Genomic DNA, 23,146 nt, shown 5'->3' on the forward strand with positions numbered 1-23,146 from the left:
ACCTCCACGTCATCCGGACGAACGAAGACGGCGTGAGCTACGAGACTCCGTCGCCCACCTCTCGGAGTCCGAGCGCGAGGTGACCGGCCTCGTGTTCGCGCTCGCGGGCTACCTCATCCACGACGTCTACGAGACGGTCCCGTTCATGGTCCTCGACTCACTTGAGGCCATCGACTCGAACCGCATCTCGCGGCTCGTGGACTACTTCGCGGACTACGCCGACTTCCTCGCCGTCGCCCTCCTCGAAGAGGACGCGCAGGCGGTCGACAGTTCCTACCCGCGCTACTCCCCGGCGTAACGCCGCACCGACGCCGTTTGTTTTTCTCGTTTTTTCGCACCCCCCGCTGAGTCGCGTCGCGGACAGCACATCTCGTTTCGAGTTACACTATTAGGAGTGTCACGAAATGAGGGTCGACAGCGGCGGTGCGGCGCGCTCAGGAGAGCGCGATGCTCAGTTCGAGTTCCTCGGCGATGCCGAGGAGAACTTCGGTGAGACGGTCGAACTGCTCGCCTTTCATCCGGTTGGAGGGGCCGGCGACGCTCAGCGCGCCGAACACGCCGCCGTCAGGTCCCAACACGGGGGCCCCGACCGCGCGGACGCCGCTAATCTGCTCTTCGACGTTCAGTGCGTAGCCGCGCTCTCTGATTTCGGCGAGTTCGTCGAACAGTGCCTCCTCGTCGTGAATCGTCTGCTCCGTCTCCTTCGGGAGGCCGACTCGCTCGACGATCTCGTGGACTCGTTCTGTCGGCATGTGGGCGAGGATAGCCTTTCCGCTTGCCGTCGAGTGGAGGTAGACACGCTTTCCCACTGTCGACTGCGTCCAGACGCCGTGTTTTCCGGGTGAGGTGTGGACGTACACTCCTCGGCCGTGCTCTTCGACGGTGAAAATGGAGCGCCGCTCGGACTCCTCGGCGAGTACGTCGGTGTAGTGTTCGGCTTTCCCGAAACGGCGTTTTCGCGTCCGGACGAAGTTCCCGAGACCGAGAAAGCGAAGCCCGAGGTGATAGGTGTCACCCTCTTTAACCACGTATTCCTGGGATTCGAGAGTCGTCACGTGGGTGTGTGCGGTGCTCGGTGCGATGTCGAGTTCGCGGGCGATTTCGGTTACGCCGGCACCGTCGCGTTCCCTGAGTAATTCGACGATTCTGAGGGTTGTGACCGTCGTTTTGAGCGAGCGGTCGTTCGCGTTTTTGGTCATTACCTGCGGGTCGTCACCATCGCACATAGTGCTTTCGCCTCTCCCGAATACTAGTTGTTAGATGATGAATCAAGACCCCACCGACGCCGAAACGAGGTGTTTGTGAACAATACGCACAGTATCCGTCTGATTCGGGAGGTGGCTCTCCGCCTCGGAGTCGGCAGCCCTGACGGGCGAATCCGGCTGAGAGCGGTTCGAGAACCCTCGAATCGCCGGGATTTGGTCGTTCTATCGGTTTTGACATCTTTCGTTTTCTATATTCGTCGCTCGTGAATCTCAATCTTCAACCCGATTTCGGATCTTGAACGTCCACCGTTCCGGAAGTGTTATTATCGTTTCTCCAGTCAAAACGCACGAGACGCAATGAATCACAACGAGACGTTCGAGACGGTCGAGTCGCTGGAGGCGGAACTCGTCTCGCTCACCGAGTCGCTCTGGGAGACGCCCGAACTCGGGCTTCACGAGACCGAGTCAGCCGAGTTGCTCTCGTCGGTCCTCCGCGACGCCGGGTTCGACGTTACCGAGGGTATCGGCGGGATGCCGACGGCGTTCAGCGCGACCTACGGTGAGGGCGAGCCGCACGTCGGTATCCTCGGCGAGTACGACGCTCTGCCCGGACTGTCGCAGACGGTGTCGTCGAGCAGGGAACCCGTCGAGACCGGCGCGCCGGGTCATGGCTGCGGACACAACCTGTTCGGCGTCGCCGGCGTCGGGGCCGCCCTCGCCGCGAAGCGCGCCATCGACGACGGGCGGGCCGAGGGGACGGTCACGTTCTTCGGCTGTCCCGCCGAGGAGATACTCGTCGGCAAGGTGTTCATGGCTCACGACGGGGCGTTCGACGACCTCGACGCGGCGCTCACGTGGCATCCGAGCCACCTCAGCGCGCCGTTCATGGCGCAGACGCTCGCGATGAACTCCGTCGAGTACACGTTCCACGGCGAGTCGGCCCACGCCGCCGACAGCCCCCAGTCGGGTCGGAGCGCGCTCGACGCGGTCGAACTGCTGAACACCGGGTCGGAGTTCATGCGCGAGCACGTCTCCGACGACGCCCGCATCCACTACACCATCCCCGACGGCGGCGGCGCGCCGAACGTCGTCCCCGCGGAGGCGACGGCGTGGTTCTACGTCCGCGCGCCGACCCGCGACGAGGTTGACCGCATCACCGACTGGCTCGACGACGTGGCCGAGGGCGCGGCGCTCATGACCCAGACGACGGTGTCCCGGCGGTTCCACACCGGCTGTTACGACTACGTGGCGAACCACGCGCTGTCGGATAAACTGCTGGAGAACATGCGACTCGCCGGTCCCATCCCGTACACCGACGAGGACCGCGAGTTCGCCGCGGAGCTTCAGGAGACGCTCTCGGCGGAGACCATCGAGGCGCGGACGGCGCAACTCCCCGAGGAGCGACGCAAGGCGGCGCGCTCGTCGGTGCTGTATCCGGACGCCCAGCCCTCCTACGACGTGGGGACCGTGCTCAACGGCTCCACGGACGTCGGCGACGTGAGCTGGATTACGCCGACCGCACAGTTCTGGGCGGCGTCGTGGCCGGTGGGGACGCCATCGCATACGTGGCAGGCGGTCGCCGCAAACGGGAGCTTCGGGTCGAAGGCGGCCGTGTACGCCGCGAAGGTTCTCGCGGCGACGACGCTCGACCTCTTTTCGGACGAGGCGCTGGTGACGGCGGCCCGCGAGGAGTTCGAGGTGTCGGTGCCCGGCGAGTACGAGTCAGCGCTGCCGGAGGGGACGGAACCGCCGTTCCACCTCACGCTGTAGGCGGTAGTCGTCGGTAAAATCTCGTTTCGTTCGGGGGTTCGCTCGCTATCGTCCGTTTCTCGGTCGTCGAGCGCCGCGTTACTCCAGTTCCGACTGAAGGTGCGTCAGGATTCGGTCGGTCGTCGCCTCGATGACTGCTTCGAGGAACTCGGGGTCGGACTGCGTCGGGTCGCCGAGGCCGCCCTCCACGGTCAGGTCGTCGAAGTGGGCGTACTGGCGGACCTCGTAGCGGTTCTTCTTCGTCTGCGGCGTCTTGCGGTCGCCGTGGACGAGTTCGGGGCGGTAGTGTTCGATGACGCTCGTCTCGTACTCGCCGGCGTGACCCCACTCGGTGCCGAACCGCTCTTCTAACTGGTCGCGGGCGAAGTCAGTCCAGTGGGCGTAGTACGAGTCGAGTCCGTGGTCGCGCTGGAGCCGGTCGAGCGCGAGTTTGTGCGGCTCGATGTTGCCTCCGTGGAAGTTGGCGACGAGAAACCGGGTCGCGCCGTGGCGCTGGACCGACCGGCCCACGTCGATGATTATCTCTTGGTACGTGTCGGCTCCGAGCGAGACGGTCCCCGCGTAGTTGATGTGGTGCTCCGAGTAGCCGTACGGGAGGACCGGCAGAACGAGGAGGTTCAGGTCGTGTTCCGGGGCCGCCGCGGCGAGTTCCGCGGTCAGGTTCTCCGCTCGGATGGAGTCGACCGAGGTCGGGAGGTGCGTCGAGTGCTGTTCGGTTGCTCCGCAGGGGAGCACGACGAAGTCCGCCTCGTCGAACGCGGTTTCGGCTTCCTGCCACGTCATCTCCGCTAGGAGCGACTGTGACTCCGTTGAGTCCATAGGAAGATACGCACAGTTGTCGTATATAATGATTCACGAAGCGGCAGTTCGCGTAGAAAAGGGGAAACAGATGTGTAGTATGCAAATGGTTAAGTTGGTGATGCCGAAATGATTCGGCGTCAATGATGAGAGAGAGTGTCTCACGTAGAAACATACTGAAAGCGACGGGTGCGTCGATACCTGTCTTACTCGCCGGGTGTACGTCCGACTCCGGTTCCGAAACGACGACCGAGGGCGATGGCGGCGGCGGAACGACCACGAGCGGCGGGACGGAGACGACCTCAGGGAGTTCCGACGCGACGATAAACATCGGACAGTCGCTGAACCCCGTCCGATTCGACCCGATAACGCAGCTTTCGAACCCCGACGCGCTCGTCGCGAACCGGGTGTTCAGCCAGCTGTACACCTACGGCGAGGGGACCGACGTGGTCCCGAACCTCGCGACGAGCATGCCGACCATCGAGCGGGACAACACCCGCTACATCGTCGAAATCGTCGACAACGCGATGTTCCACAACGGCGACCCGGTCACCGCCGAGGACGTGGCCTACTCGTTCCGCGCGCCAATCGAGGAGGAGACGCCTCTCTTGGGTATCTTCAGCGTCATCGATTCCGTCGAGGCTATCGACGAGACGACGGTCCAGTTCGACCTCTCGAACCCCTACGCGATGTTCCAGCACGTCCTCACCCATCAGGTCGTGCCGGAGGCCGTCCGCGAGGAGGACAAAGAGGCGTTCAGCACCCAACAGCCCATCGGGTCGGGGCCGTTCAAGTTCGTCGAGTGGGAAGAGAGCAACTACGTCACGCTCGAACGCTGGGACGACTACTGGGGCGACGAACTGCCCAACGTCGCGGGCGTCGAGTTCACGCCCATCACGGAGTCGACGACGCGCGTCACCAACCTCCGGACGGGCGACGTGGACGTCATCGAAACGATTCCGCCGCGGCTCTGGGACACCGTCGAGAGCACCGAAGACACGAGCATCTCCGAGGTGGAGAGTGTCGGGTACTTCTACGTCGCGTTCAACTGCAACGAGGGGCCGACCGCCGACAAGCGCGTCCGCGAGGCCATCGACTACAGCTTCTCGATGGACGACGCGGTCGACCGCTACATCGACCCGGCCGGACTCCGCCAGTACGGCCCGCTTCCGGGGCCGATGGTCGAAGAGTGGGACATGCCGCTCGAAGAGTGGATGGAGATTCCGAACGACAAGGACATCGAGCAGGCGACGGCGCTGTTCGAGGAGGCGGGCGTCCCCGCCGACTGGGACGCGAAGATTATCGTCCCGCCGGACGACAACCGCGAGAACATCGGCCTCTCTATCGCCAACGGCATCAAGGAGGCCGGCTACGAGGCCCACGTCGAACGGCTCGACTGGGGCGCGATGCTCAGCCGCGCGTACACCGGCAACGCCTCGGACTACAACATCTACGTCCTCGGGTGGGTCCGCTACCCCGACCCGGACGACTTCATGTTCAACCTGTTCCACGAGGAGTCCGAGGGCGTGAACCAGGGCGTCTACTACAAGAACGACGAGGTCATGGAGCAGATTAAGGGCGCGCGCGAGTCGACCGACCGCGACGAGCGCCAACAGCTCTACCAGTCCGCCATCTCGACGCTCTTGGAGGACAAAGTCCACCTCCCCGCGTTCAACTACAAGAACTCCTACGGCGTGAAGTCCACCGTCAGCGACTTCCAAGTACACCCGGTCTCGCCGCAGAACCCGCGGCTCCTCACCGGCTACAACAACGTCTCCGTCGACAGATGACGTTGTACTGTCGGTAACAGTTACCAAACGTTATATGCTCACTCCCCATCCACTCCAATCAATGACGACAACCGGTTACATCGGACGGCGATTACTCCAAATCGTTCCGGTCTTGCTGTTCGTCGTTACGGTCACGTTCGTCCTCATCAACTCGATTCCCGGCGACCCGGTTCGCATCCTCGTCGGGCCGGCCGCCGACGCGGCGGCCATCGAGGCCGCCCGCGCGAAGTACGGCCTCGACCAACCGCTGTACGTCCGGTACGTCAGGTACCTCGCGGCGGTCGCGACGGGCGACTTCGGGACGAGCATCCACTACGGTGGAGTCGCGGTGACGGAGAAGATTTTCGAGCGGCTTCCGGTGACGCTGCTGCTCCTCGCGTCGAGTTTCACCCTCGCAATCGGCTCCGCGATTCCGCTGGGCATCTTCGCCGCCAAGAACCGTAACAACGGCTACGACCACCTCGCCCGCATCACGTCGCTCATCGGCGTCAGCACGCCGAGCTTCTGGGTCGGCCTGCTGCTCATCATCGTGTTCGCGTACTACGGCGACCTCCTGCCGCCGAGCGGGCTCGTCATGCCGTGGGCCGACCCCGCGTCGGTCGACGGCGCGACGTCGAGACTGGACGTGCTCGCGACTGCCGCGTCGCATCTGATACTCCCCTCTATCACGCTGGGGACGCTCCAGATGGCGGCCATCACGCGCATCGAGCGGTCGTCGATGCTCGAAGTGCTCAACAAGGACTACGTCCAGCTCGCCCGCGCCTACGGCGTCTCCGAGCGGACGATTCTCCGGCGGCAGGCGTTCAAGAACGCGCAACTGCCGGTGCTCACCGTCATCGGCATCCAGATGACGACCGCCCTCGGCGGCGCGGTGCTGACCGAGACGGTCTTCAACATCAACGGGATGGGGAACCTCATCATCACCGCGGTCCGGGCGCAGGACTACCAGCTTATCATGGGCACGACGATATTCTTCGCCATCGTGTTCGTCCTCGGCGTGCTCGTCGTGGACGTGCTGTACGCAGTCATCGACCCGCGCATCTCCTACGGGGGTGGTGCCGGTGAGTGATTCGACGGCCGCCGTCGGCGACTCGGCCCGCACGGGCGGCGTCGCGGACGCCGACGAGCGCTCCGCCGTCTCGCGCACCTCGCAGGTCGTCCAACAACTCAAGCGCAACTCGGCGTCGCGCGTCGGCCTCTACGTTATCGGGCTCGTGACGGTCGTCGCGCTGTTGACGACCATCGACGCCGACCTGTTCGACTACCAGTTCGCGGCGACGTTCTGGTACCATCCGGAGAACGACCCCGCGGGAAGCACAATCCTGCTCCCGCCGGTCGGCATCGAAAACAGCTTCGGGACGGGGACGTGGGCACATCCGCTCGGGACGGACCACCGCGGCCGCGACGTGCTCGTCAGGCTGGTCTACGGCACCCGCATCGCCGTTCAGGTGGGTCTCATCGCGACGGGCATCGGGATGACCATCGGGACGGTCGTCGGTGCGGTCTCCGGCTACTACGGCGGCTGGGTGGACGACGTGCTCCAGCGATTCGTCGAATCGCTGTACCGCGATTCCGTTCCTCATCCTCGTCATCGCCATCATGTCCGCGTTCGGCAAGGAACTCGGCATCGCTATCGTCGGCGTCTCCATCACGACGATTCCGGTGTTCACGCGCCTGATTCGCTCGCAGGTGCTGAGCGTCCGGGAGATGGAGTACGTCGAGGCCGCGAAGGCCGCCGGCGTGCGCGACCGCCACATCATCTTCCGCCACATCATCCCCAACAGTTTCGCGCCGGTGCTCGTCCAATCGACGCTGCAGGTCGGCGTGAACATCCTCATCGTCGCGTCGCTGTCGTTCCTCGGGTTCGGGGTCCAGCCCCCGACGCCGTCGTGGGGGCAGATGCTCGCCCACTCGCGGCAGTACATGATCGTCAACCCGTGGTTCAGCATCTGGCCGGGCCTCGCGATTCTCGCGACGGTCATCGGCTTCAACCTGCTGGGCGACGGCCTGCGCGACGCAATCGACCCGCGGTCGAACGACTGACGATGAACGGACGACACATCTCACCGACCGTTCGCCGCGGGGCCGGGAGTCGCCCGGCCTCCGCCAGCCGTTCGCCCGCTGAACTATCGTTCTCGCTCCTTCCCCGGGGCGGCGTCGGAACTCGCTCTTGCGGTTCTGCAGAGGCACCCATCTCACGCACCGACGCCCCCCACCACTCCACGACCAATGTCTGATACGCTACTCACCGTCCGCGACCTGCACACCCACTTCCGCACCGACGCGGGGACCGTCCGGGCCGTCGACGGTATCTCGTTCGAGGTACAGCGCGGCGAAGTGCTCGGGTTAGTCGGCGAGAGCGGCGCCGGAAAGAGCGTCGCGGCGCGGAGCATCATGCGCCTCATCGACTCGCCGGGCGTCATCGTCAACGGCGAGGTCCGCTTCGAAGACGACCTGCTCGTCGGCGTCGAGCGCGGCGACGACCCCGACGACGAACCCAAGCAGGACCCCGAGATGCTGTCGAGCCGCGAGATTCGCGAGCGCATCCGGGGCCGCGAAATCGCGATGATATTTCAGGACCCCACGGAGAGCCTCAACCCGGTGTTCACCGTCGGCGAGCAGTTGAGCGAGATTATCGGGCTCAACCGCGACGTGTCGGCGGCCGAAGCCGAGGCCATCGCCGTCGAGCGCCTCCGCGAGGTCGGAATCCCCGAGGCCGAACGCCGGATGGACGACTACCCCCACGAGTTCTCCGGCGGGATGCGCCAGCGCGTCCTCATCGCGATGGCGTTCGCGTGCGAACCGAGCCTCGTCATCGCCGACGAGCCGACCACCGCGCTCGACGTGACCGTCGAGGCGCAGATTCTCGACCTCGTGAAGGACCTCGCGGCGCGCTACGACACGTCGTTCGTCTGGGTCACCCACGACATGGGCGTCGTCGCCGAGATATGCGACCGCGTGGCCGTGATGTACCTCGGCGAAATCGTCGAGCAGGCGACCGTCGACGACCTCTTTCACGACACGAAACACCCCTACACCGAGGCGCTCCTCGGGTCGATTCCGCGACCCGACCGCGACGTGGACGGCCTGTCGCCCATCGAGGGCATCATGCCGGAAGCCATCAACCCGCCGCAGGGCTGTCGCTTCCACACGCGGTGCCCGCACGCCCGAGAGGCGTGTCTGCACGCCCACCCCGACGCTCGGCGCGTCGACGGCGGGGGACAAGGGCTCCGGTGACGCGAGCGCGAGCGCCACAGCCTCCGCTGACGACGGTCCAACCACCGCCTCCACCACCGCTGACGGCACCACCCTCACCGAAGTCGCCGCCGCACCACACCGGGCGGCGTGCCTGCGCAACGACGCGTTCGCCGAGGCGGGCTACTGGGAGAGCGAACCGCTCGACGACGCCGAGTCCGTCTCCGAGTCAGCCGCCTCCGAGACCGGAGAGGTCACCGAGACTGGGACCGGTTCAACCTTCGATCCCGACGCCGACCCGCTGCTCAGCGTGCGCGACCTGCGGAAGTATTTCGACGCGAGCGACGGCTTCCTCGACCGCCTCCGGTTCGACCGCGACGCGGGACTGCTCCCCTTCTCGGTCGAGCGCGAGCACGTCCGCGCGGTCGACGGCGTCTCGTTCGACATCCTGCCCGGCGAGACCCTCGGCCTCGTCGGCGAGTCCGGGTGCGGGAAGTCGACGCTCGCGCGAACGCTCCTCCGGTTGGTCGACCCGACCTCCGGGGACATCGTCTTCGACGGGGAGAACCTCGCCGAACTGTCGAAAGAGGAGCTTCGGAAGCGGCGCAAGCGCATGCAGTTCGTCTTTCAGGACCCGCAGGCGTCGCTCGACCCGCGGATGACCGTCGGCGAAATCGTCGAGGAGCCGATGCAGGCCCACGGCCTTTACGAGGGCAACCGCGAGGAGCGGGCGCGCGAACTGCTGGAGACGGTCGGTCTCGACGCCGACCACTACAACCGCTACCCCCACCAGTTCTCCGGCGGCCAGCGCCAGCGGGTCAACCTCGCGCGGGCGCTCTCGGTCGACCCCGACTTCATCGTCTGCGACGAGCCGACCTCGGCGCTCGACGCGTCGGTGCAGGCGCAGGTGCTCAACACGATGAAGGAACTCCAAGACGAGTTCGGCCTGACGTATCTCTTCATCAGCCACGACCTGAGCGTCATCCGGCACGTCTGCGACCGCGTGGCCGTGATGTACCTCGGCGAACTGGTCGAACTCGCCGACAAGGACGACCTGTTCGAGTCGCCGAAGCACCCCTACACCCGGGCGCTACTCTCGTCGATTCCGGTGCCCGACCCGCGGGTGTCCCGCGAGACCGTCCCGCTGTCCGGCGACGTGCCGTCGCCGATTCACCCGCCGAGCGGCTGTCGGTTCCACACCCGGTGTCCGAGCCTCGTCGCCCCGGCGGAACTCGACCTCGGCGACGAGGAGTGGGACCGCGTGCGCCGGTTCGTCAGAGCCGTCCAGCGCGAGTCCCCGGACATCGTCGCCGACGACGCTCGCGCGACCTACTTCCCGGACGGGCTCCCCGCCGGCGACGCCGGCACGACCGTCGAGCGCGCGCTCTCGCTCGCGGCCGACGGCGCGTGGCGCGACGCCGCGTCGCTCCTGACGGAGACGTTCGTCGAGCCGAGCGTCTGCACCTCCGAGGTGCCGGCGCTGGAGTCGCCCGACGAACTCGACCGTATCGTCAGCTGTCACCACTACTCCTGAAAAAGCGTCTCCGTCGTTTCCCTACCGCACCTCACGCCGACCCGAATCGGTCGGCGACTTCGTCAACGGTTTCGAAGGCGACGCCCGGCGCGTCGGCGACGTGTTCGACGAACGATTCGAGCCGGGCGAGCCGGTGTGACTGCCCGATGACCTGCGGGTGCATCGTGAGGACGAAGACGCCGCCGTCGACGTTGTCGACCATCCAGTCGAACTGCTCGCGCCACTGGCGGAACACCGCTTTCTCGTTCGCGTAGCCCCGCTTGCGGTTGAACGCGAACGCCGGGAAGTCGTCGCGTTGCCACGAGACGGGCACCTCGACGATGTCGGTCTCGGTGCCGCGCTCGAAGGGGGCGTCGGCGGGCGCGGCCCACCCCTCGCGGACGCGGTACGGCTCGAAGTCGGTCGCCATCTGGCTGGAGTCCCACTCGAAGCCGAGTTCGTCGAGGATGCCGAGCGTGTGGGTCGAGAAGTCCCACGACGGCGAGCGGTAGCCGGTCGGCCGGCGCCCCGTGAGGTCCACGATGCTCTCGACGCCGCGTTTCACGTCGTCGTACTCGGCCTCTCGCGACTCGTACTGTCGCGGGCGGGTGTGCGACCAGCCGTGGTGCTGGATGTCGTGGCCGCGGCTCCACACCTCCTCGGCGGCCTCGGGGAAGCTATCGATGGTGTGGCCCGGCGTGAACCACGTGGTCTCGACGCCGAACTCGTCCAAGAGGTCGAGGACGCGGGGCGCGCCCACGTCGACGCCGAAGAGTCCTCTCGACAGTTTCGTCGGGCTGTCCGGCGATTCGAACGAGTGTATCCACGAGGAGACGCCGTCGAAGTCGAACGTGAGGCAGACGCTGTGGTGAGTCACGTTTCGACGTACGAAAATCGATGTGATAGCTGTTTCCATGCCGCATTCCCGAACGCTGGCGGCCTATCGTCTCTCCCGCCCCGCGAGTTACTGAAACGCCGGCGCGACGCGCTCGGCGAACAGTTCGGCGCTCGTCGCCTCGGGGAAGTCGACGAACTCCACGACGACCTCGCCGAAGCCCATCTCGGCGAACGTCTCCAGTCGCTCGCGGACCTGTTCGGGCGTGCCGACGAGCGGGTACTCGCTGTCGGCGACGTTCTCGGGCTTGAACCGCGGGAAGTGCTCGTCGAGGAGGGCGTCGAGTTCCGCCTCGTCCTCGCGTAGCAGACACCGCGCGAACCACGAGCGCTCTATCTCCTCGAACGGCCGGCCGTAGCCCTCGCAGTGGCGTTCCAGCACGTCCAGTTTGTGTTGCATCACCTCCGGCGGCCCCCAGAAGTTCCACGAGTCGGCGTACTGGGCGGTGATTCGGAGCGTGAACGACTCGCCGCCGCCGCCGACCATGATGGGCGGGTGCGGGTCTTGGACGGGGTGGGGCCGGCACATCGCCTCGTCGAGGGTGTAGTAGTCGCCGTCGAAGCTGACCGTCTCCTCGGTCCACAGGCGCTTGAGCATCCGAATCGACTCCTCCAGCATCCGGAGCCGAGTCGGCGCGTCCGGCCAGTCGTAGCCGTAGGCCCGCGCCTCGCTCTCCTTCCAGCCGGCTCCCATGCCGAGTTTGAGTCGCCCGTCGCTCACGGCGTCGAGGGTCGGCGGCCTGCTTGGCGAGGAGCGCGGGGTTCCGGAAGTGGTTGTTCACCGTCTTCGGGTAGAGGTACACGTCTTCGGTCTCGCGGGCGATGGCGGCCAGCGTGACGAAACACTCCGTCGTGGGGCCACTGCCGGTCATGACGTGGTCGGGGACGGCGACGCCGTCGAAGCCGAGATCCTCCATCGCCACGGCGAACCCAACCTGCGCGTCCCACGAAATCTCGTCGCAGAACGCCAACTGAGAGTGAACGGAGTCGCCGGCGCTGGTCGGAACGTTGACTGCGAACTGCATACAAACGGCTCACGCGCGACCACGAAAACAGTTACCACTTCACTCGCCTCGGCGGCGTCGCTCGCACCACTCTCAATCGTACCACTCGAACCACTCTCGACCGCGACAGTACCGCTCGCCGCCACCCCAACACGTACTACGGTCCGCGCCGTCTCGATCCACATGACGGACCACCAGCGCGCGGCAATCGTGACCGGCGCGTCCAGCGGTATCGGGCGGGCGGTCGTCGAGCGCCTCCGAGCGGACTACGACTACGTCGCCTGCTTCGATATCGAGACCGGCGAGACGGACTGGGACGACGAGCGCGTCCACGAGTTCGCCGTCGACGTTCGCGACCCCGACGCGGTCGCGGACGCCGTGGCGGCGGTCGAATCGGTCGCCGATGTGGCGGCGCTCGTGAACAACGCGGGTATCTCGCGGGCGGTCTCCCTCGCGGACCTCGACCCAGACGAGTGGGACCGCGTCCTCGGCGTGAACCTCAAGGGGCAGTACGTCGTCGCTCGCGCCGTCGCCCCGAGCATGGTCGAGCGCGGCGAGGGTGCCATCGTCAACGTGTCGAGCGTCGCCGGCCTTCGCGGGAGCGCCACCGGCGGCGTCCACTACTCCTCGTCGAAAGCGGGCGTCTTCGGGCTCACGAAGGGGCTGGCGAAACAACTCGGCCCCGAGGTGCGCGTCAACTGCGTCGCGCCGGGACTCGTCGAGACGCCGCTTCTCACCGAGTCGAACCTCTGGACCGAGGAGGCGCTCGCCGAGTACGCCGCCGACCTCCCGCTCGAACGCATCGGAACGCCCGAGGAAGTCGCCGACGTTGTCGCGTTCCTCTGCGACGGCGCGGGCTACATGACGGGGACGGTGCTGACGGTCGACGGCGGGTCGATGCTCCGGTGACGCGCCGGGCGACCGTGGTCACGGACAGTTCCGAGTGCGCCGAGTAGGCCAGATATATCAAAAATAGTGGTATATCATATTCTCCTAATTACTGTCACTCGTTCGAATCCCCTCGAGCGATTCGTCATCGGTCGGTCTCTCTGTTGGTTCAGCACGCTCGACCCGTGGATCGCGATAACACTGTCCGGCGAAAGAACGTACTGTCACGCCTTTGTGCCGATTCTCCCCACGTTCTGTTCGTCAGAGATGCGCGTCCGTGTCGAGCGCGGTCGGACTGAGTCTGGTTTCCGCGGTAGTCCGCGATTCCGATGACGATGTCGCTGACTGACTCCGTTTATCCGAGGACCGGGTGGGTTATAACAGGCTGATACTTCGGGGAAACCGCCGAATACGGGGACGAGGTCCGCGGTCGCCGATTCGATGTGAACGCGCTCGGCCGGGTGTCGAAGAGAGGACTCGACTCAAAGTATAGAACTATTGATTATTTTGAAGTCTATTCTGAAAAAATATGTTTTTGGCAGCACCGTTCCTCCCGCAACGTTGAGCCTTTCACAACATATTACGCCGCCGGCGCTGTACCGGACGCTCGGGCACAACCATGGACTACGTCAAAGAAGACGACACGGTCGTCGTTAGGCTGGATCCCGGCGAACAGGTCCTCGACTCGCTCGCGACGGTGCGCGACGAGTTCGACATCGAACACGGCTTTCTCACGGGTATCGGCGCGGTCGATTCCGTCACGCTCGGCCACTACGACGTGGGCGACCAGGAGTACCTCGAAGAGGAGTTCACGGGCCAGTTCGAGGTGACGAGCTTCCTCGGCAACATCGGCCCCGACAAGATTCACACGCACATCCAGGTCGGCACGCGCGACTTCGAGACGCTCGGCGGCCACTGTTCCGGCGCGCGCGTCTCCGGGACGTTCGAGGTCGTCATTCACCTCGGCGAGACGCCGCTGACCCACCACCTCGACGAACAGACCGGTCTCGATGTGTTCGACATCTGACTGGCCTGGTCCGGCCCGGACCGAACTGAGTCGGACTAAACCTAACTGAACCGGACCGAGCGATTCGCGGTGCGGACGCTCGGTCGCTTTTTCGTGCGCCCGTTGTGTGTCGAGAGCGTCGCGCTCGTCGGGCGACGAGTGACGATTCGGAGAAAGAAAAGCCGGTGCTGTCAGGACGTCGGCCGGTGGTGGAGGGCCGAAGCGAGGGGGCTGGAGGGCGCGTATCGGCGGACTGGCCGACGCCCCGAGCGCACCGAACGAGGGTTCCGGGGGTCGTCCGCCGACGCGGGTTCCGCCGTGGGGACCGACCGGGGACCGCTGGTCGCGCCGCCGTCGGCGGGTCGCAACCGCCGGTCCATCGGACCGCGGCCGGCGGCAACTATTCGTAGTCGGTAACCCATATTGGCGGTTCCTCGGTAACTACCGTAAGTTACGTGAGTAGCATGAGTACAGTGTGTTTCTCGCGATTCGACGTTTATCGACGTTCTATCGTTCACTCACGGCAGAATTTACCAACCGAATGACTTTCGACACGGGCGGTCGTGGCCGAGAGTGACAGATGAAACGACACCTCCGCGTTCACATCGTCCCCCTGTGGCGCGAACACGACCGCATCGTCGGCCCCATCGAGGACGACCGACCGGACAAGGTCTACCTCCTCGAACACGAGGACCCCGCGGTCGAGCGCCCGACCTACCACGATGCCGTCGTCGACCGAATCGCCGACGTGGTCGGCACCCCGCCCGACGTCGAGTACCTCGACCTCTTCGACATGTACGAGGTGATGGGCGCGATTACGACCATCGCCGACTGGCACCCCGACGACTTCGTCCGCGTCAACGTCACCGCCGGCACAAAGCGTGCTGCTGTCGGCGCGACGATGGCCTGCATGGACGAACGCACCGACGCCGAACCGTACGTCGTCGACCCGGAGGTCCGGCCGCACGGCCTCGACGCGCCGGTCACGAAGGGGTTCGAACAGGCGTCGCTCCTGACGACCTACCAAATCGACTCGCCCTCCCCGGACCAAGTCGCCGCGCTCGCCATCATCGAGGCCCACGACACCAACGCCAAACACGCGAAAAAGAAGACGCTCATCACCGAGGCGGCCCGTTACGGCCTCGAGTTCATGCGCGGCCGCGTCGACGGAGAGGCGGCCGACTACGAACCCGTCACTGGCGACTACAACGTCCTCGACAACCGCGTCACCGCGACGCTCGAACATCAGGGCTACGTCACCGTCACCCAGCGCGGAACCCGTCGCTACCTCGAACTCACGGAGGAGGGCAGACAGACGCTCCGCGCGTTCCGTCACCGCGCCGAGTCTGTCGTCTCGGACCTCGAAGCCCGGACCGATGACCCGTCCGAGAACGTCGATTTCGCCCTCGACAATCCGGTCGACGCGCTCGTGGAGAACCGGTAGGACGAGTCGTCGGGATGCGGCCGGGGAAACTGTTAGTACGGTAGCACCGGGACACAAACATGTATGCCCTCCAACATGCAGACGCGTAGAGCCGTCCTCGCGGCCGGCGGTGCGACCGCCCTCGCATCGCTCTCAGGTTGTGTCGCCCGCGCAATCGGTGCCCTCGATGTCGAGCGCGACTACCGACGCGACGCGCCGGTCGGCGACGTGACGGGCGCGTGGCCGACGTACCAGCACGACTTCGCCAACACCGGTTACACGACTGACCCCGGCCCCTCGTCGGACGCGAGCGTCGAGCGAATCGCGTCGGGCGACGCCGCGCTCGCCACCTCGGTCGCGCTCGCCGACGGGCGGGGCGTGCTCGGCCACAGCGACGGCGACGGGGAGGACGGCGTCTACCGCGCGCTCGACCTCGATTCCGAGACCGCTCCCGCCGACTCCGACGACGCGTGGACCGTCGATTACGCGCACGGCAAGTCCACGCCCACGCTCGCCGGCGACGCGATGTTCGTCTCGACAGCTGAGTTCGTCGCGGCCTACGACGCGCGGACCGGCGAGCGGTGCTGGCGGACGAGCGAGGGCGGGTATGGGACCTCCGGGAACGCGCCGGTACTCGCAGCGGGTGTGCTCGTCGACGGCGGCGGTTCGACCGTCTTCGGGCGCGACCCGGTGACCGGAAAAGAGCAATGGAGCTACGACGCCGGCGAGGCGTCGCCTGGACTCGTCGCCCGCAAAGGCGTCGTCTACACGCCAATCGGCGTTGACCACGAGCAGACCGGCGTCGCCGCACTCGATGCCGCAACCGGCGAGGAGCGGTGGCGACGCGAGGACCTCCCGCAGAGCGGCGTCCCGCTCGCGGTAGGCGGCTCTCACCTGTACTACAACGCCCACCGCGGGAACGTGTTCGCCCTCGCCCTCGAAGACGGGTCGACGCAGTGGCGGGCGTCAATCCCGCTCCCGGAGAACGGCAGCCCACGGACCGCCGTCACGGGCGACACGCTCCATGTCCAGACCTCGCGGGGGAGTCTCGCCGCGTTCGACGTGGCTGACGGTGCGACGAAGTGGACGCTGTCGCTCGATGCGGATACGTTCCCCCGACCGCCGGTCGTCGCGGGCGACACCCGATTCGTGGCGAGCGACGACCGCCTCTACGCGATTTCGGCGGCGTCCGGCGATGAACTGTGGTCGAAGGCGCTCGACGCTCGACCCACCGGTGGTCTGTCGGTCCGCGGTTCCGAGATTTACTTCGCCGGAATGGGACGTACCCCCGGCGTGTTCCGCGTAGCCGACTGAGGCCAGCGGGCCGTCACAGGGGTTGCGGACGCCGAGTTTCGCGTCCGCACGACGCGCTCGCCGTCACTCGAACGTGTACGTCCGGTACCGTCGAACCGCGTACCGGTACGAGCCGTAGGTGACGCCGACGGTCACCAGAAGGTACAGTCCGAGTCCGGCGGCGAGAAGCGGCGTCGCGGAGAGGTGGCCGGTGACGCCGAACCACGTGGCGACGAGGCCGATGACGGTGCCGGGGCCGACGACGAACATGAACGCCATCAGCACGAGCGTCGAGGGAACGACGGTCGTCGTGCCCCAGAACTCGCGTTCCTCGTATATCGGGTACGCCGCGCCGATGCCGACCGAGAAGGCCGCCGCGGCGACGCACATGAGGACGCCGACGAGCGCGAAGCCGACCGCCGACAGCGGCGACGTGCCGAGGGCTACGGTCGCCAGCGGGAGCGCCGCGGCAACCGGTACGCCGAGAATCACGCCGGCGAGCACGCGACCGCGGACCAGCGTCCGGGGCGCGGTCGGAGTCAACAGCAACATCGGAAACTGCGGGTAGTCGTCGCCGATGGGGTTGAGGCCGAACGTCGCGCCCGCGAGGTAGGTTCCCAGGCCAGCCCCGCTCGCGGCGAGCAGCGGGCCGAGGCCGTCGGCCGAGGACTGGACGATGGTCGTCCCGAGCGGGCCGAGGAAGAACGCCAGCATCACGAGATGCGTGAACTTCTGGGGGTGGCGGACGCCGCGGACGAGCAGGCCCCACGCGACGTGGCCGCCATTTGTCCCCGCGAGCGGTTTCGGCGTCGAGAAGCCGCCGGGCGAGCCGTCAGCCTTCGCGCTCGGCACCGACGAGACTCGGTCGCTTCCGCTCGTGCGGTCGGTGAACCAGAGGGCGCTCGCCTGCCGGGTGGCGACGACGAGACCGACGGGCGTGAGTGCGACGATAGCCGCGAAGGTGACGATGGCGGCCGCCGAGAACGGTCGGGCGAGCGGGGTCCCGACGAATGCGAGCGCGAGGTAGTCTGCGAGCGGCCCGAACGTCAGCGTCGCCGCCAGCCAGTCGAGCGGGAGCGACCCCTCGGCCAGCAACCGGCCGAACGACTGCGAGACGAGGACGAGTCCCACCATTGCGACGAAGCCGATGACCTTGAGGGTGCGCCGGACGCCGGGCAGGCGCTTGAACCCGCGGAGCACGGCGACGCCGACTGCGTAGCCCCAGACGGTCGTACAGCACGCCAACGGGGCCGCGACGACGGCCGTCGTGAGCAACAGCGACGGCGCGCCGAGACCGGCCGTGAACGTCGCGGCGACGACTGCCAGCGGGAGCCCGAACCAGAGACCAATTCGACCGATTTCGGCGGTGATGAGCCCGATGACGACGGCCCGCGGATGAACCGTCGTGAGCACGAGCGACTCGTTTTCGACGCGGCCGATGCGTTCGAGCGTCCGGAACGCCGCGAGGAGCGTGAGCCCCACGGGTATCGCGGTGGCAACGAGGTCGAAGAAGGGAATCTCGGTCACGGACTGCGCGCCCCGGCCGACGACGTAGACGGCTGGGAGCGAAAACAGGAGGGTGCCACCGAAGAACAGCAAGAGCAACAGGAGGCCGATGATTCGGCGCGTCTCGGAGGCGTACCCCCGGAGACTCCGCACGAACTCGGCGCGCCCGATTCGCAGGCCGTGGCGAACGTCTCGTCGGAGGCTCATTCGTCGGCGACACCCGACAGTTGCGTCTCGTCGCTCGTGACCGCGAGGAACGCGTCTTCGAGCGAGCCCTCGCCGCCCGTCTGGGCGCGCGATTTCACCTCGTCGGGCGTCCCCTCGGCGACGACGCGACCGTCGAACAGGACGCCGACCTCGTCGGCGACGGCCTCGACCACGGGGAGGATGTGCGTCGAGAGGAAGACCGTCGCTCCCGAGTCGGCCACGTCGCCGATGGAGGTCCGAATCTGTCTCGCCGCGCGGGGGTCGAGCCCGGAGGTCGGCTCGTCGAGAAACAGCACGTCCGGCTCGTGGAGCACGCTCTGGATGAACGCGGTCTTCTGTTTCATCCCCTTCGAGTACGTGCCGATGCGCTTGTTCGCGTCGCCGACGAGACCAAACTGGTCGAGCAGGTCGTCGATGCGCGCCTCGGCGGTCTCCGCCGGGAGGTCGCGCAGGTCGGCGACGTAGTCGAGCTGCTCGCGCGCGCTGAACTCGTCGTACAGCGGCGGCGTCTCCGGGAGGTAGCCGACGTGCGGCGCGAGTTTCCTACGGTCGCTCACGTCGAGGTCGCAGATGCGGACCGACCCCGAGGTGGGCTGTGAGAGCCCCGTCAGGATGCGCATCGTCGTCGTCTTCCCCGCGCCGTTCGGCCCGAGGAATCCGTACACCGTTCCGCTCGGAATCGATAGCGAGACGCCGTCGAGCGCGACCTCGGAACCGTAGGACTTCCTGAGGTCAGTCGCTTCGATGGCGACGTCCGCGTTGGTGGAGGGCATGGGACGGCCCGCGTTTCGCCCCCCGGACGCCTAACGGTTGCGAATTGATACATGACCGACAGAAATGGCGGCGGTTCGCGGCGGCGTCAGGCGTTTACTCTCTCGCGGTTCGCCGGTCGAATCGACCGGTAGAACGCGGTCGAGTAGGCGGCGAAGAAACCGCCGACGAGGCCGCTGACGAGCACGAGTCCGACCGCGATGGCGACCATGCCGACGACGCCGACCGTCGGGAGACTCGAAACCGCCGACGCGGCGGGACCACCGGCACCCGACTCGGTCACTGCGGCCCCCTGATGCTGGAGCGACGGGGTGAGAACGAACGAAATGACGACAGCGAACGCGCCGACGAGGAGGCCACCGAGTCCGGTGATGACCGAGTAGCCGAGGACCGATACGAGGTTGTTCCTGACGCAGGCGACGCTCCGCTTGATGCCGTCGACCGCGCCGAGGTCGTCGATGACGATGGCGTGGCCGAAGAACTGCGAGACGAACACCACGGCGAGGTAGGTGAGGGTCACGGCGAGGACGACGACGCCCAGAATCGCGAGCGTGGCGGTCCCCGCTTGGGCGTTGCTTCCGAGGACAGCGATGCCGACGAACACCGAGGCGAAGACGCCGACGAACGACAACACGAGATTGACGGCCAGCAGGGAGAAGTACACCACGAGCAGCGAGACGTAGTGCGTTTTTCCTTCGCTAACGAACGTACTGAGCGAGGTCCGACTGTCGATGGCCTCGTTGGCCATGCCGAGGACGCCGCCGAGGAAGAACGGGAGGATGAATATCATGAGTCCGCTGAACCCCAGCGAGATGATGCTTCCGATGAACGGGCTAACCGCCTGCGCGAACATCGACGGGAGTTGAATCAGGCTGAACGCCGCGGCGACGACGAACAGTATCGGGTTCCGTCTGAGGGTCCCGGCGGCTGTACCGATGGATTGGAGGGCTGCCATACCGACCACGTCTCCGTACCGAGCAAAGAAAGTTTGGTTGACAGGTCGTCTCTCCCGCGTCGGGTCTCCGACTCGCGATTCGCTCGCAAACGAACGCGAGACGGGTCGTATCGCCGAGACTGTGATTACATCTGTACCCGTGTAATCGGGGTTTTCATGCGTGAGCGCCCCGGTCACGGAGGAACGCGTCGACCGCGTCCGCGACCCGTTCGGGGTCCTCACTGGGCCCGCCATGACCGAGCGCGTCGAACTCGACGAACCGGCTGGTCGGCAGGGCGTCGTGGACGTTCCGGGCGCTCTCGCGGAGGAAGTCGGGGCCGCCGGTGCCGGCCATGACTACGGTGGGCGCGTCCACGTCCAAGCGGGTCGGAAGCCGGTAGCGCTCGACGGCGCGGTTCATCCGGACGACCTCCTCGGCGAGGGCCACGCAGTCGGGCCAGACGGGCCACTCGTCGAGCCACGCGTCGAGGTCGTCGATGCCGCCGGGGTGGAGCACCTGCTCGACGTAGCGTTTGACCGCCTCGCGCCGCTCTCCCGCCTCGATGAGCGCGGCCATGCGCTCCGAGAGGTCCGCCTCGCTTCGGTACGCCTCCGGGAGCACCGCCGGCTCGTAGGCTGCGACGGCGGCCACCCGCGCGTCGGTCGCCGCTTCGAGAGCCGTGAGCGCGCCGTAGGAGTGACCGAACAGCGCCGGGTCGCGTCCGGTCGCCTCGCGGATCTCGTCGACGAGTTCCCGGACGTGCTCGGCCTCGCGCTCCAGCACCGCCCCGGCGGGCGTCGTCTCGGCGTCGTCCAGACAGGTGCCGAAGCCGGGTCGCTCCGGGACGACGACCTCGTAGCCGTCGAGGTGCGGGACGACCGCGTCCCAGTACGCCGGCGGTGCCATCCCGCCGTGACAGCATAGGAGCGGCGCGCCGCTCCCGAATCGCTCGTCGGACGGTTCTGTTCCGCGTTCGAATCGAATCGGTTGCATCGCGGTCTCGCTTGTCGCCGGCGGCGGCTAAGTCGCACTCTCAGCCGTGCGGTCGTTTAAGTGGCTCCGGAGGAAATCGGTCGTTTCGGCCGCTTCGACACGCCCATAATCGACCGCCGAGAGAGCGGACGTATGGGTCTCATCGCCGAGTTCGACATCGACTGCGGCGCGCTCCCGCTGACCGGGGTCGCGGCGGCGGTTCCGGAGGCGACGCTCGCGTTGGAACTCCAGTACAACCACGGCGAGCGACCGATGTTCATCGTGACGGTCACCGGGGGAGAGACGCGGGCGCTCGAAACCGCTATGGGCGACGCCTTCGACGTGGCAGACTGGACGCGAATCGGCGAGTCGGGCGAGACCCGCCGGTATCAGGCTGTTCCGGCGCTGAGCTTCGAAGAACAACTCGGGGACAGTCTCGACGACCTCGCCGGACTGGAGGCCCTCGCCACCGCCGACGCCATTATCGAGCGCATCGAGGTCCGACAGAGTGGTTGGCGGCAGACAGGCTGGTTCGCGGACCGCGACGCGTTCGGGCGGTTCGCATCGTTCTGGCGGCGGAACGCCGGCTTCGAACTCCGCCGACTCGCCCGCAACGGCGACCCCGAACCGCCGGGTGAGGGGCTCACCGACCGACAGGACGAGGCGCTCCGGACGGCGTACGAACTGGGCTACTTCGACATCCCCCGCGGGGCCACCCTGCGGGAGGTCGCCGACGAACTCGGTATCACCGCCTCCTCGGCCTCTGAGCGACTCCGACGGGCACAGACCCGGCTCATCGCGGAGACGGTGGCGACGACGTGGCCGCCGCTTCCGAGCTGACGAACCAACGACCCGAGGAACCAACGAGCTAACAGACCCGAAGAACCAACGAGCCGACGGCCTGACCGGCCGAGTCGCGCCCGGCGGCCGGTCTAACTCAGCCGAACGATGGCGCTCCGGCCAGCGAAGTAGACGCCGCCCCCGGCGACGCTCGGGCCGATGTCGAAGCGTTGGCGTTTGTCTCCGAGTCAGTTCCTGTTGCGTATTCCCGGTCGGGGCGTCGAGGACGGTCATCGCGCCGCCTCCGTCGTCGTGCGTCGGGACGAACACCTTCCCCGCACCGACGGCGATGCCGCTCGCGTAGCTCCCGGCGTAGTCCCGGTTGTCCCAACAGCGGGTCCCATCCGCCAGCGCGAGCGTGACCAGTCGGTCGTCGGTTGCGACGTACACTCGACTGCCGTCGGTCGCGATGGTCTCGGGCCGCCTCGGGCGGCTTTCGTCCCTCGTCTTCCTCGGTTCGAGCCGATAGCGCCAGCGCTCCTCGCCGCTCTCGGCGTCGAATCCGAGCACGTTTCCGGCCGCTGTCCCGACGAGGACGGTCCCCTCGACGACCGAGACGTTACACGCGATTCGGGCGCTCGTCTTCGCGCGCCAGCGCTCCGCCCCGTCGGCCGCGGCCAGCGCCCGGACGTAGGTGTCGTCGCCAGCAGTGTAGACGGTGTCGCCGTCGACCGCGGGCGTCGAGTCGGAGGGGAACCCGGTCGCGGCCCGCCAGCGGGTCTCGCCGGTCGAACGCGCCAACGCGTGGGTCGCCACGCCAGATTGGACGTAGACGGTGTCGCCCGCGACGATAGGACTCGCGCCGAAGATGCTGCCGTCGATGTCTTCTCGCCTCCAGCGCCGGTCTCCCGTCGCCGCGTCGAACGCGTGGGTCTCCGCGTTGGTCACGACGACGAGCGTCCCGCCACCGACTGCGGGCGCGGGTTCGGGGTCGGTGAGCGGTCTGGTCCACACCCGCTCGCCGGTCGCGGCGTCGACCGCGGAGAGTTCGTCGTCCATGTCATGGACGTAGACGGTGTCGTCGGCGACGACCGGGACGTGATGGCCCACGTGAGTCTCGACGGGGGCCGTCCAGTCGATGGTGAGGTCGCCCTCGGGGACCGCCTCGGCCGCGACGGCCCCGGTGTTCGTCGCCG

The 23,146-nt window shown here is 66.8% G+C and carries 17 protein-coding genes and 4 pseudogenes; 12 read left to right on the top strand and 9 right to left on the bottom strand.

Going from position 1 to position 23,146, the window contains the following annotated elements; translation table 11 throughout:
- Window positions 1–298: pseudogene (locus ATB1_RS08745) on the top strand (chromosome segregation protein SMC); the annotation flags it as partial.
- A 136-nt stretch (window positions 299–434) separates the two neighbouring features.
- On the opposite strand, the gene ATB1_RS08750 reads toward ATB1_RS08745, so the two are convergent.
- Window positions 435–1,199 (bottom strand): IclR family transcriptional regulator, encoded by a 765-nt coding sequence (locus ATB1_RS08750; protein WP_042663354.1) that lies wholly within the window; start codon window positions 1,197–1,199, stop codon window positions 435–437.
- A 363-nt stretch (window positions 1,200–1,562) separates the two neighbouring features.
- Between ATB1_RS08750 and ATB1_RS08755 the strand changes: the two genes are divergently transcribed.
- Window positions 1,563–2,975 (top strand): amidohydrolase, encoded by a 1,413-nt coding sequence (locus tag ATB1_RS08755; protein WP_042663356.1) that lies wholly within the window; start codon window positions 1,563–1,565, stop codon window positions 2,973–2,975.
- A gap of 78 nt (window positions 2,976–3,053) precedes the next feature.
- On the opposite strand, the gene ATB1_RS08760 is transcribed toward ATB1_RS08755, so the two are convergent.
- Window positions 3,054–3,758 (bottom strand): creatininase family protein, encoded by a 705-nt coding sequence (locus ATB1_RS08760; protein WP_042663372.1) that lies wholly within the window; start codon window positions 3,756–3,758, stop codon window positions 3,054–3,056.
- A 161-nt stretch (window positions 3,759–3,919) separates the two neighbouring features.
- On the opposite strand from ATB1_RS08760, the gene ATB1_RS08765 reads away from it, so the two are divergent.
- The 5 genes and pseudogenes from ATB1_RS08765 (at window position 3,920) to ATB1_RS23165 (ending at window position 10,292) form a co-directional block, all read left to right on the top strand.
- Window positions 3,920–5,563 carry an ABC transporter substrate-binding protein gene (locus tag ATB1_RS08765; protein WP_052367893.1) on the top strand — a complete coding sequence of 548 codons (1,644 nt, stop codon included), beginning with the start codon at window positions 3,920–3,922 and terminating at the stop codon, window positions 5,561–5,563.
- Between the two features lie 61 nt (window positions 5,564–5,624).
- A complete protein-coding gene (locus ATB1_RS08770) occupies window positions 5,625–6,632 on the top strand; it encodes an ABC transporter permease (RefSeq protein WP_042663374.1) in 1,008 nt (335 codons plus the stop codon).
- Window positions 6,625–7,606: pseudogene (locus ATB1_RS08775) on the top strand (ABC transporter permease). Before ATB1_RS08770 ends, ATB1_RS08775 begins: the two are co-directional and overlap by 8 nt.
- A gap of 186 nt (window positions 7,607–7,792) precedes the next feature.
- Window positions 7,793–8,800 carry an ABC transporter ATP-binding protein gene (locus ATB1_RS23160; RefSeq protein WP_241768159.1) on the top strand — a complete coding sequence of 336 codons (1,008 nt, stop codon included), beginning with the start codon at window positions 7,793–7,795 and terminating at the stop codon, window positions 8,798–8,800.
- Between the two features lie 268 nt (window positions 8,801–9,068).
- A complete protein-coding gene (locus ATB1_RS23165) occupies window positions 9,069–10,292 on the top strand; it encodes an ABC transporter ATP-binding protein (RefSeq protein ID WP_241768160.1) in 1,224 nt (407 codons plus the stop codon).
- Window positions 10,293–10,323: 31 nt separating this feature from the next.
- On the opposite strand, the gene ATB1_RS08790 is transcribed toward ATB1_RS23165, so the two are convergent.
- Window positions 10,324–11,148: a polysaccharide deacetylase gene (locus ATB1_RS08790; protein ID WP_042663360.1), complete on the bottom strand. Its 825-nt coding sequence runs from the start codon at window positions 11,146–11,148 to the stop codon at window positions 10,324–10,326.
- Between the two features lie 87 nt (window positions 11,149–11,235).
- Window positions 11,236–12,190, bottom strand: a pseudogene (locus ATB1_RS08795) (TIGR03560 family F420-dependent LLM class oxidoreductase).
- A gap of 162 nt (window positions 12,191–12,352) precedes the next feature.
- Here ATB1_RS08795 and ATB1_RS08800 point away from each other — a divergent pair.
- From ATB1_RS08800 to ATB1_RS08815, 4 genes are all read left to right on the top strand, one after another.
- The gene (locus ATB1_RS08800) at window positions 12,353–13,078 is read left to right on the top strand and encodes an SDR family NAD(P)-dependent oxidoreductase (protein ID WP_042663376.1); all 726 of its coding nucleotides are present in this window, start codon (window positions 12,353–12,355) and stop codon (window positions 13,076–13,078) included.
- 598 nt (window positions 13,079–13,676) lie between these two features.
- Window positions 13,677–14,084 (top strand): PPC domain-containing DNA-binding protein, encoded by a 408-nt coding sequence (locus ATB1_RS08805; protein WP_042663361.1) that lies wholly within the window; start codon window positions 13,677–13,679, stop codon window positions 14,082–14,084.
- A 559-nt stretch (window positions 14,085–14,643) separates the two neighbouring features.
- Window positions 14,644–15,507: a DUF6293 family protein gene (locus ATB1_RS08810; protein ID WP_042663362.1), complete on the top strand. Its 864-nt coding sequence runs from the start codon at window positions 14,644–14,646 to the stop codon at window positions 15,505–15,507.
- A 63-nt stretch (window positions 15,508–15,570) separates the two neighbouring features.
- Complete coding sequence (locus ATB1_RS08815; RefSeq protein WP_042663364.1) at window positions 15,571–16,800, top strand: PQQ-binding-like beta-propeller repeat protein; 1,230 nt, start codon at window positions 15,571–15,573, stop codon at window positions 16,798–16,800.
- Between the two features lie 63 nt (window positions 16,801–16,863).
- Here ATB1_RS08815 and ATB1_RS08820 read toward each other — a convergent pair whose 3' ends face one another.
- The 4 genes from ATB1_RS08820 to ATB1_RS08835 all read right to left on the bottom strand — a co-directional run bounded on the left by ATB1_RS08820 (window position 16,864) and on the right by ATB1_RS08835 (window position 21,191).
- Window positions 16,864–18,492, bottom strand: coding sequence for a hypothetical protein (locus ATB1_RS08820; RefSeq protein ID WP_042663366.1), 1,629 nt, complete (start codon window positions 18,490–18,492; stop codon window positions 16,864–16,866).
- The gene (locus ATB1_RS08825; RefSeq protein ID WP_042663367.1) at window positions 18,489–19,265 is read right to left on the bottom strand and encodes an ABC transporter ATP-binding protein; all 777 of its coding nucleotides are present in this window, start codon (window positions 19,263–19,265) and stop codon (window positions 18,489–18,491) included. Before ATB1_RS08825 ends, ATB1_RS08820 begins: the two co-directional genes overlap by 4 nt.
- A gap of 86 nt (window positions 19,266–19,351) precedes the next feature.
- Window positions 19,352–20,218, bottom strand: coding sequence for a hypothetical protein (locus ATB1_RS08830; RefSeq protein WP_042663377.1), 867 nt, complete (start codon window positions 20,216–20,218; stop codon window positions 19,352–19,354).
- A gap of 154 nt (window positions 20,219–20,372) precedes the next feature.
- Entirely contained in the window at window positions 20,373–21,191 is an 819-nt protein-coding gene (locus tag ATB1_RS08835) for an alpha/beta fold hydrolase (RefSeq protein WP_042663368.1), read from the bottom strand.
- A 132-nt stretch (window positions 21,192–21,323) separates the two neighbouring features.
- Here ATB1_RS08835 and ATB1_RS08840 point away from each other — a divergent pair, with 132 nt between their 5' ends.
- Complete coding sequence (locus tag ATB1_RS08840; RefSeq protein ID WP_042663370.1) at window positions 21,324–22,010, top strand: helix-turn-helix domain-containing protein; 687 nt, start codon at window positions 21,324–21,326, stop codon at window positions 22,008–22,010.
- 243 nt (window positions 22,011–22,253) lie between these two features.
- On the opposite strand, the pseudogene ATB1_RS08845 reads toward ATB1_RS08840, so the two are convergent.
- A pseudogene (locus tag ATB1_RS08845) lies at window positions 22,254–23,060 on the bottom strand (PQQ-binding-like beta-propeller repeat protein); the annotation flags it as partial.
- Between the last annotated feature and the right edge of the window lie 86 nt (window positions 23,061–23,146).

This window comes from Haloferax sp. ATB1 (assembly GCF_000730175.1).

Coding starts and splice junctions, on each gene's coding strand:
- ATB1_RS08825 (WP_042663367.1), bottom strand. CDS start 19,265: ATGCCCTCCACCAACGCGGACGTCGCCATCGAAGCGACTGACCTCAGG.
- ATB1_RS08830 (WP_042663377.1), bottom strand. CDS start 20,218: ATGGCAGCCCTCCAATCCATCGGTACAGCCGCCGGGACCCTCAGACGG.
- ATB1_RS08810 (WP_042663362.1), top strand. CDS start 14,644: ATGAAACGACACCTCCGCGTTCACATCGTCCCCCTGTGGCGCGAACAC.
- ATB1_RS08805 (WP_042663361.1), top strand. CDS start 13,677: ATGGACTACGTCAAAGAAGACGACACGGTCGTCGTTAGGCTGGATCCC.
- ATB1_RS08835 (WP_042663368.1), bottom strand. CDS start 21,191: ATGCAACCGATTCGATTCGAACGCGGAACAGAACCGTCCGACGAGCGA.
- ATB1_RS08770 (WP_042663374.1), top strand. CDS start 5,625: ATGACGACAACCGGTTACATCGGACGGCGATTACTCCAAATCGTTCCG.
- ATB1_RS23160 (WP_241768159.1), top strand. CDS start 7,793: ATGTCTGATACGCTACTCACCGTCCGCGACCTGCACACCCACTTCCGC.
- ATB1_RS08755 (WP_042663356.1), top strand. CDS start 1,563: ATGAATCACAACGAGACGTTCGAGACGGTCGAGTCGCTGGAGGCGGAA.
- ATB1_RS08750 (WP_042663354.1), bottom strand. CDS start 1,199: ATGACCAAAAACGCGAACGACCGCTCGCTCAAAACGACGGTCACAACC.
- ATB1_RS08760 (WP_042663372.1), bottom strand. CDS start 3,758: ATGACGTGGCAGGAAGCCGAAACCGCGTTCGACGAGGCGGACTTCGTC.
- ATB1_RS08820 (WP_042663366.1), bottom strand. CDS start 18,492: ATGAGCCTCCGACGAGACGTTCGCCACGGCCTGCGAATCGGGCGCGCC.
- ATB1_RS08765 (WP_052367893.1), top strand. CDS start 3,920: ATGAGAGAGAGTGTCTCACGTAGAAACATACTGAAAGCGACGGGTGCG.
- ATB1_RS08815 (WP_042663364.1), top strand. CDS start 15,571: ATGCCCTCCAACATGCAGACGCGTAGAGCCGTCCTCGCGGCCGGCGGT.
- ATB1_RS08800 (WP_042663376.1), top strand. CDS start 12,353: ATGACGGACCACCAGCGCGCGGCAATCGTGACCGGCGCGTCCAGCGGT.
- ATB1_RS08840 (WP_042663370.1), top strand. CDS start 21,324: ATGGGTCTCATCGCCGAGTTCGACATCGACTGCGGCGCGCTCCCGCTG.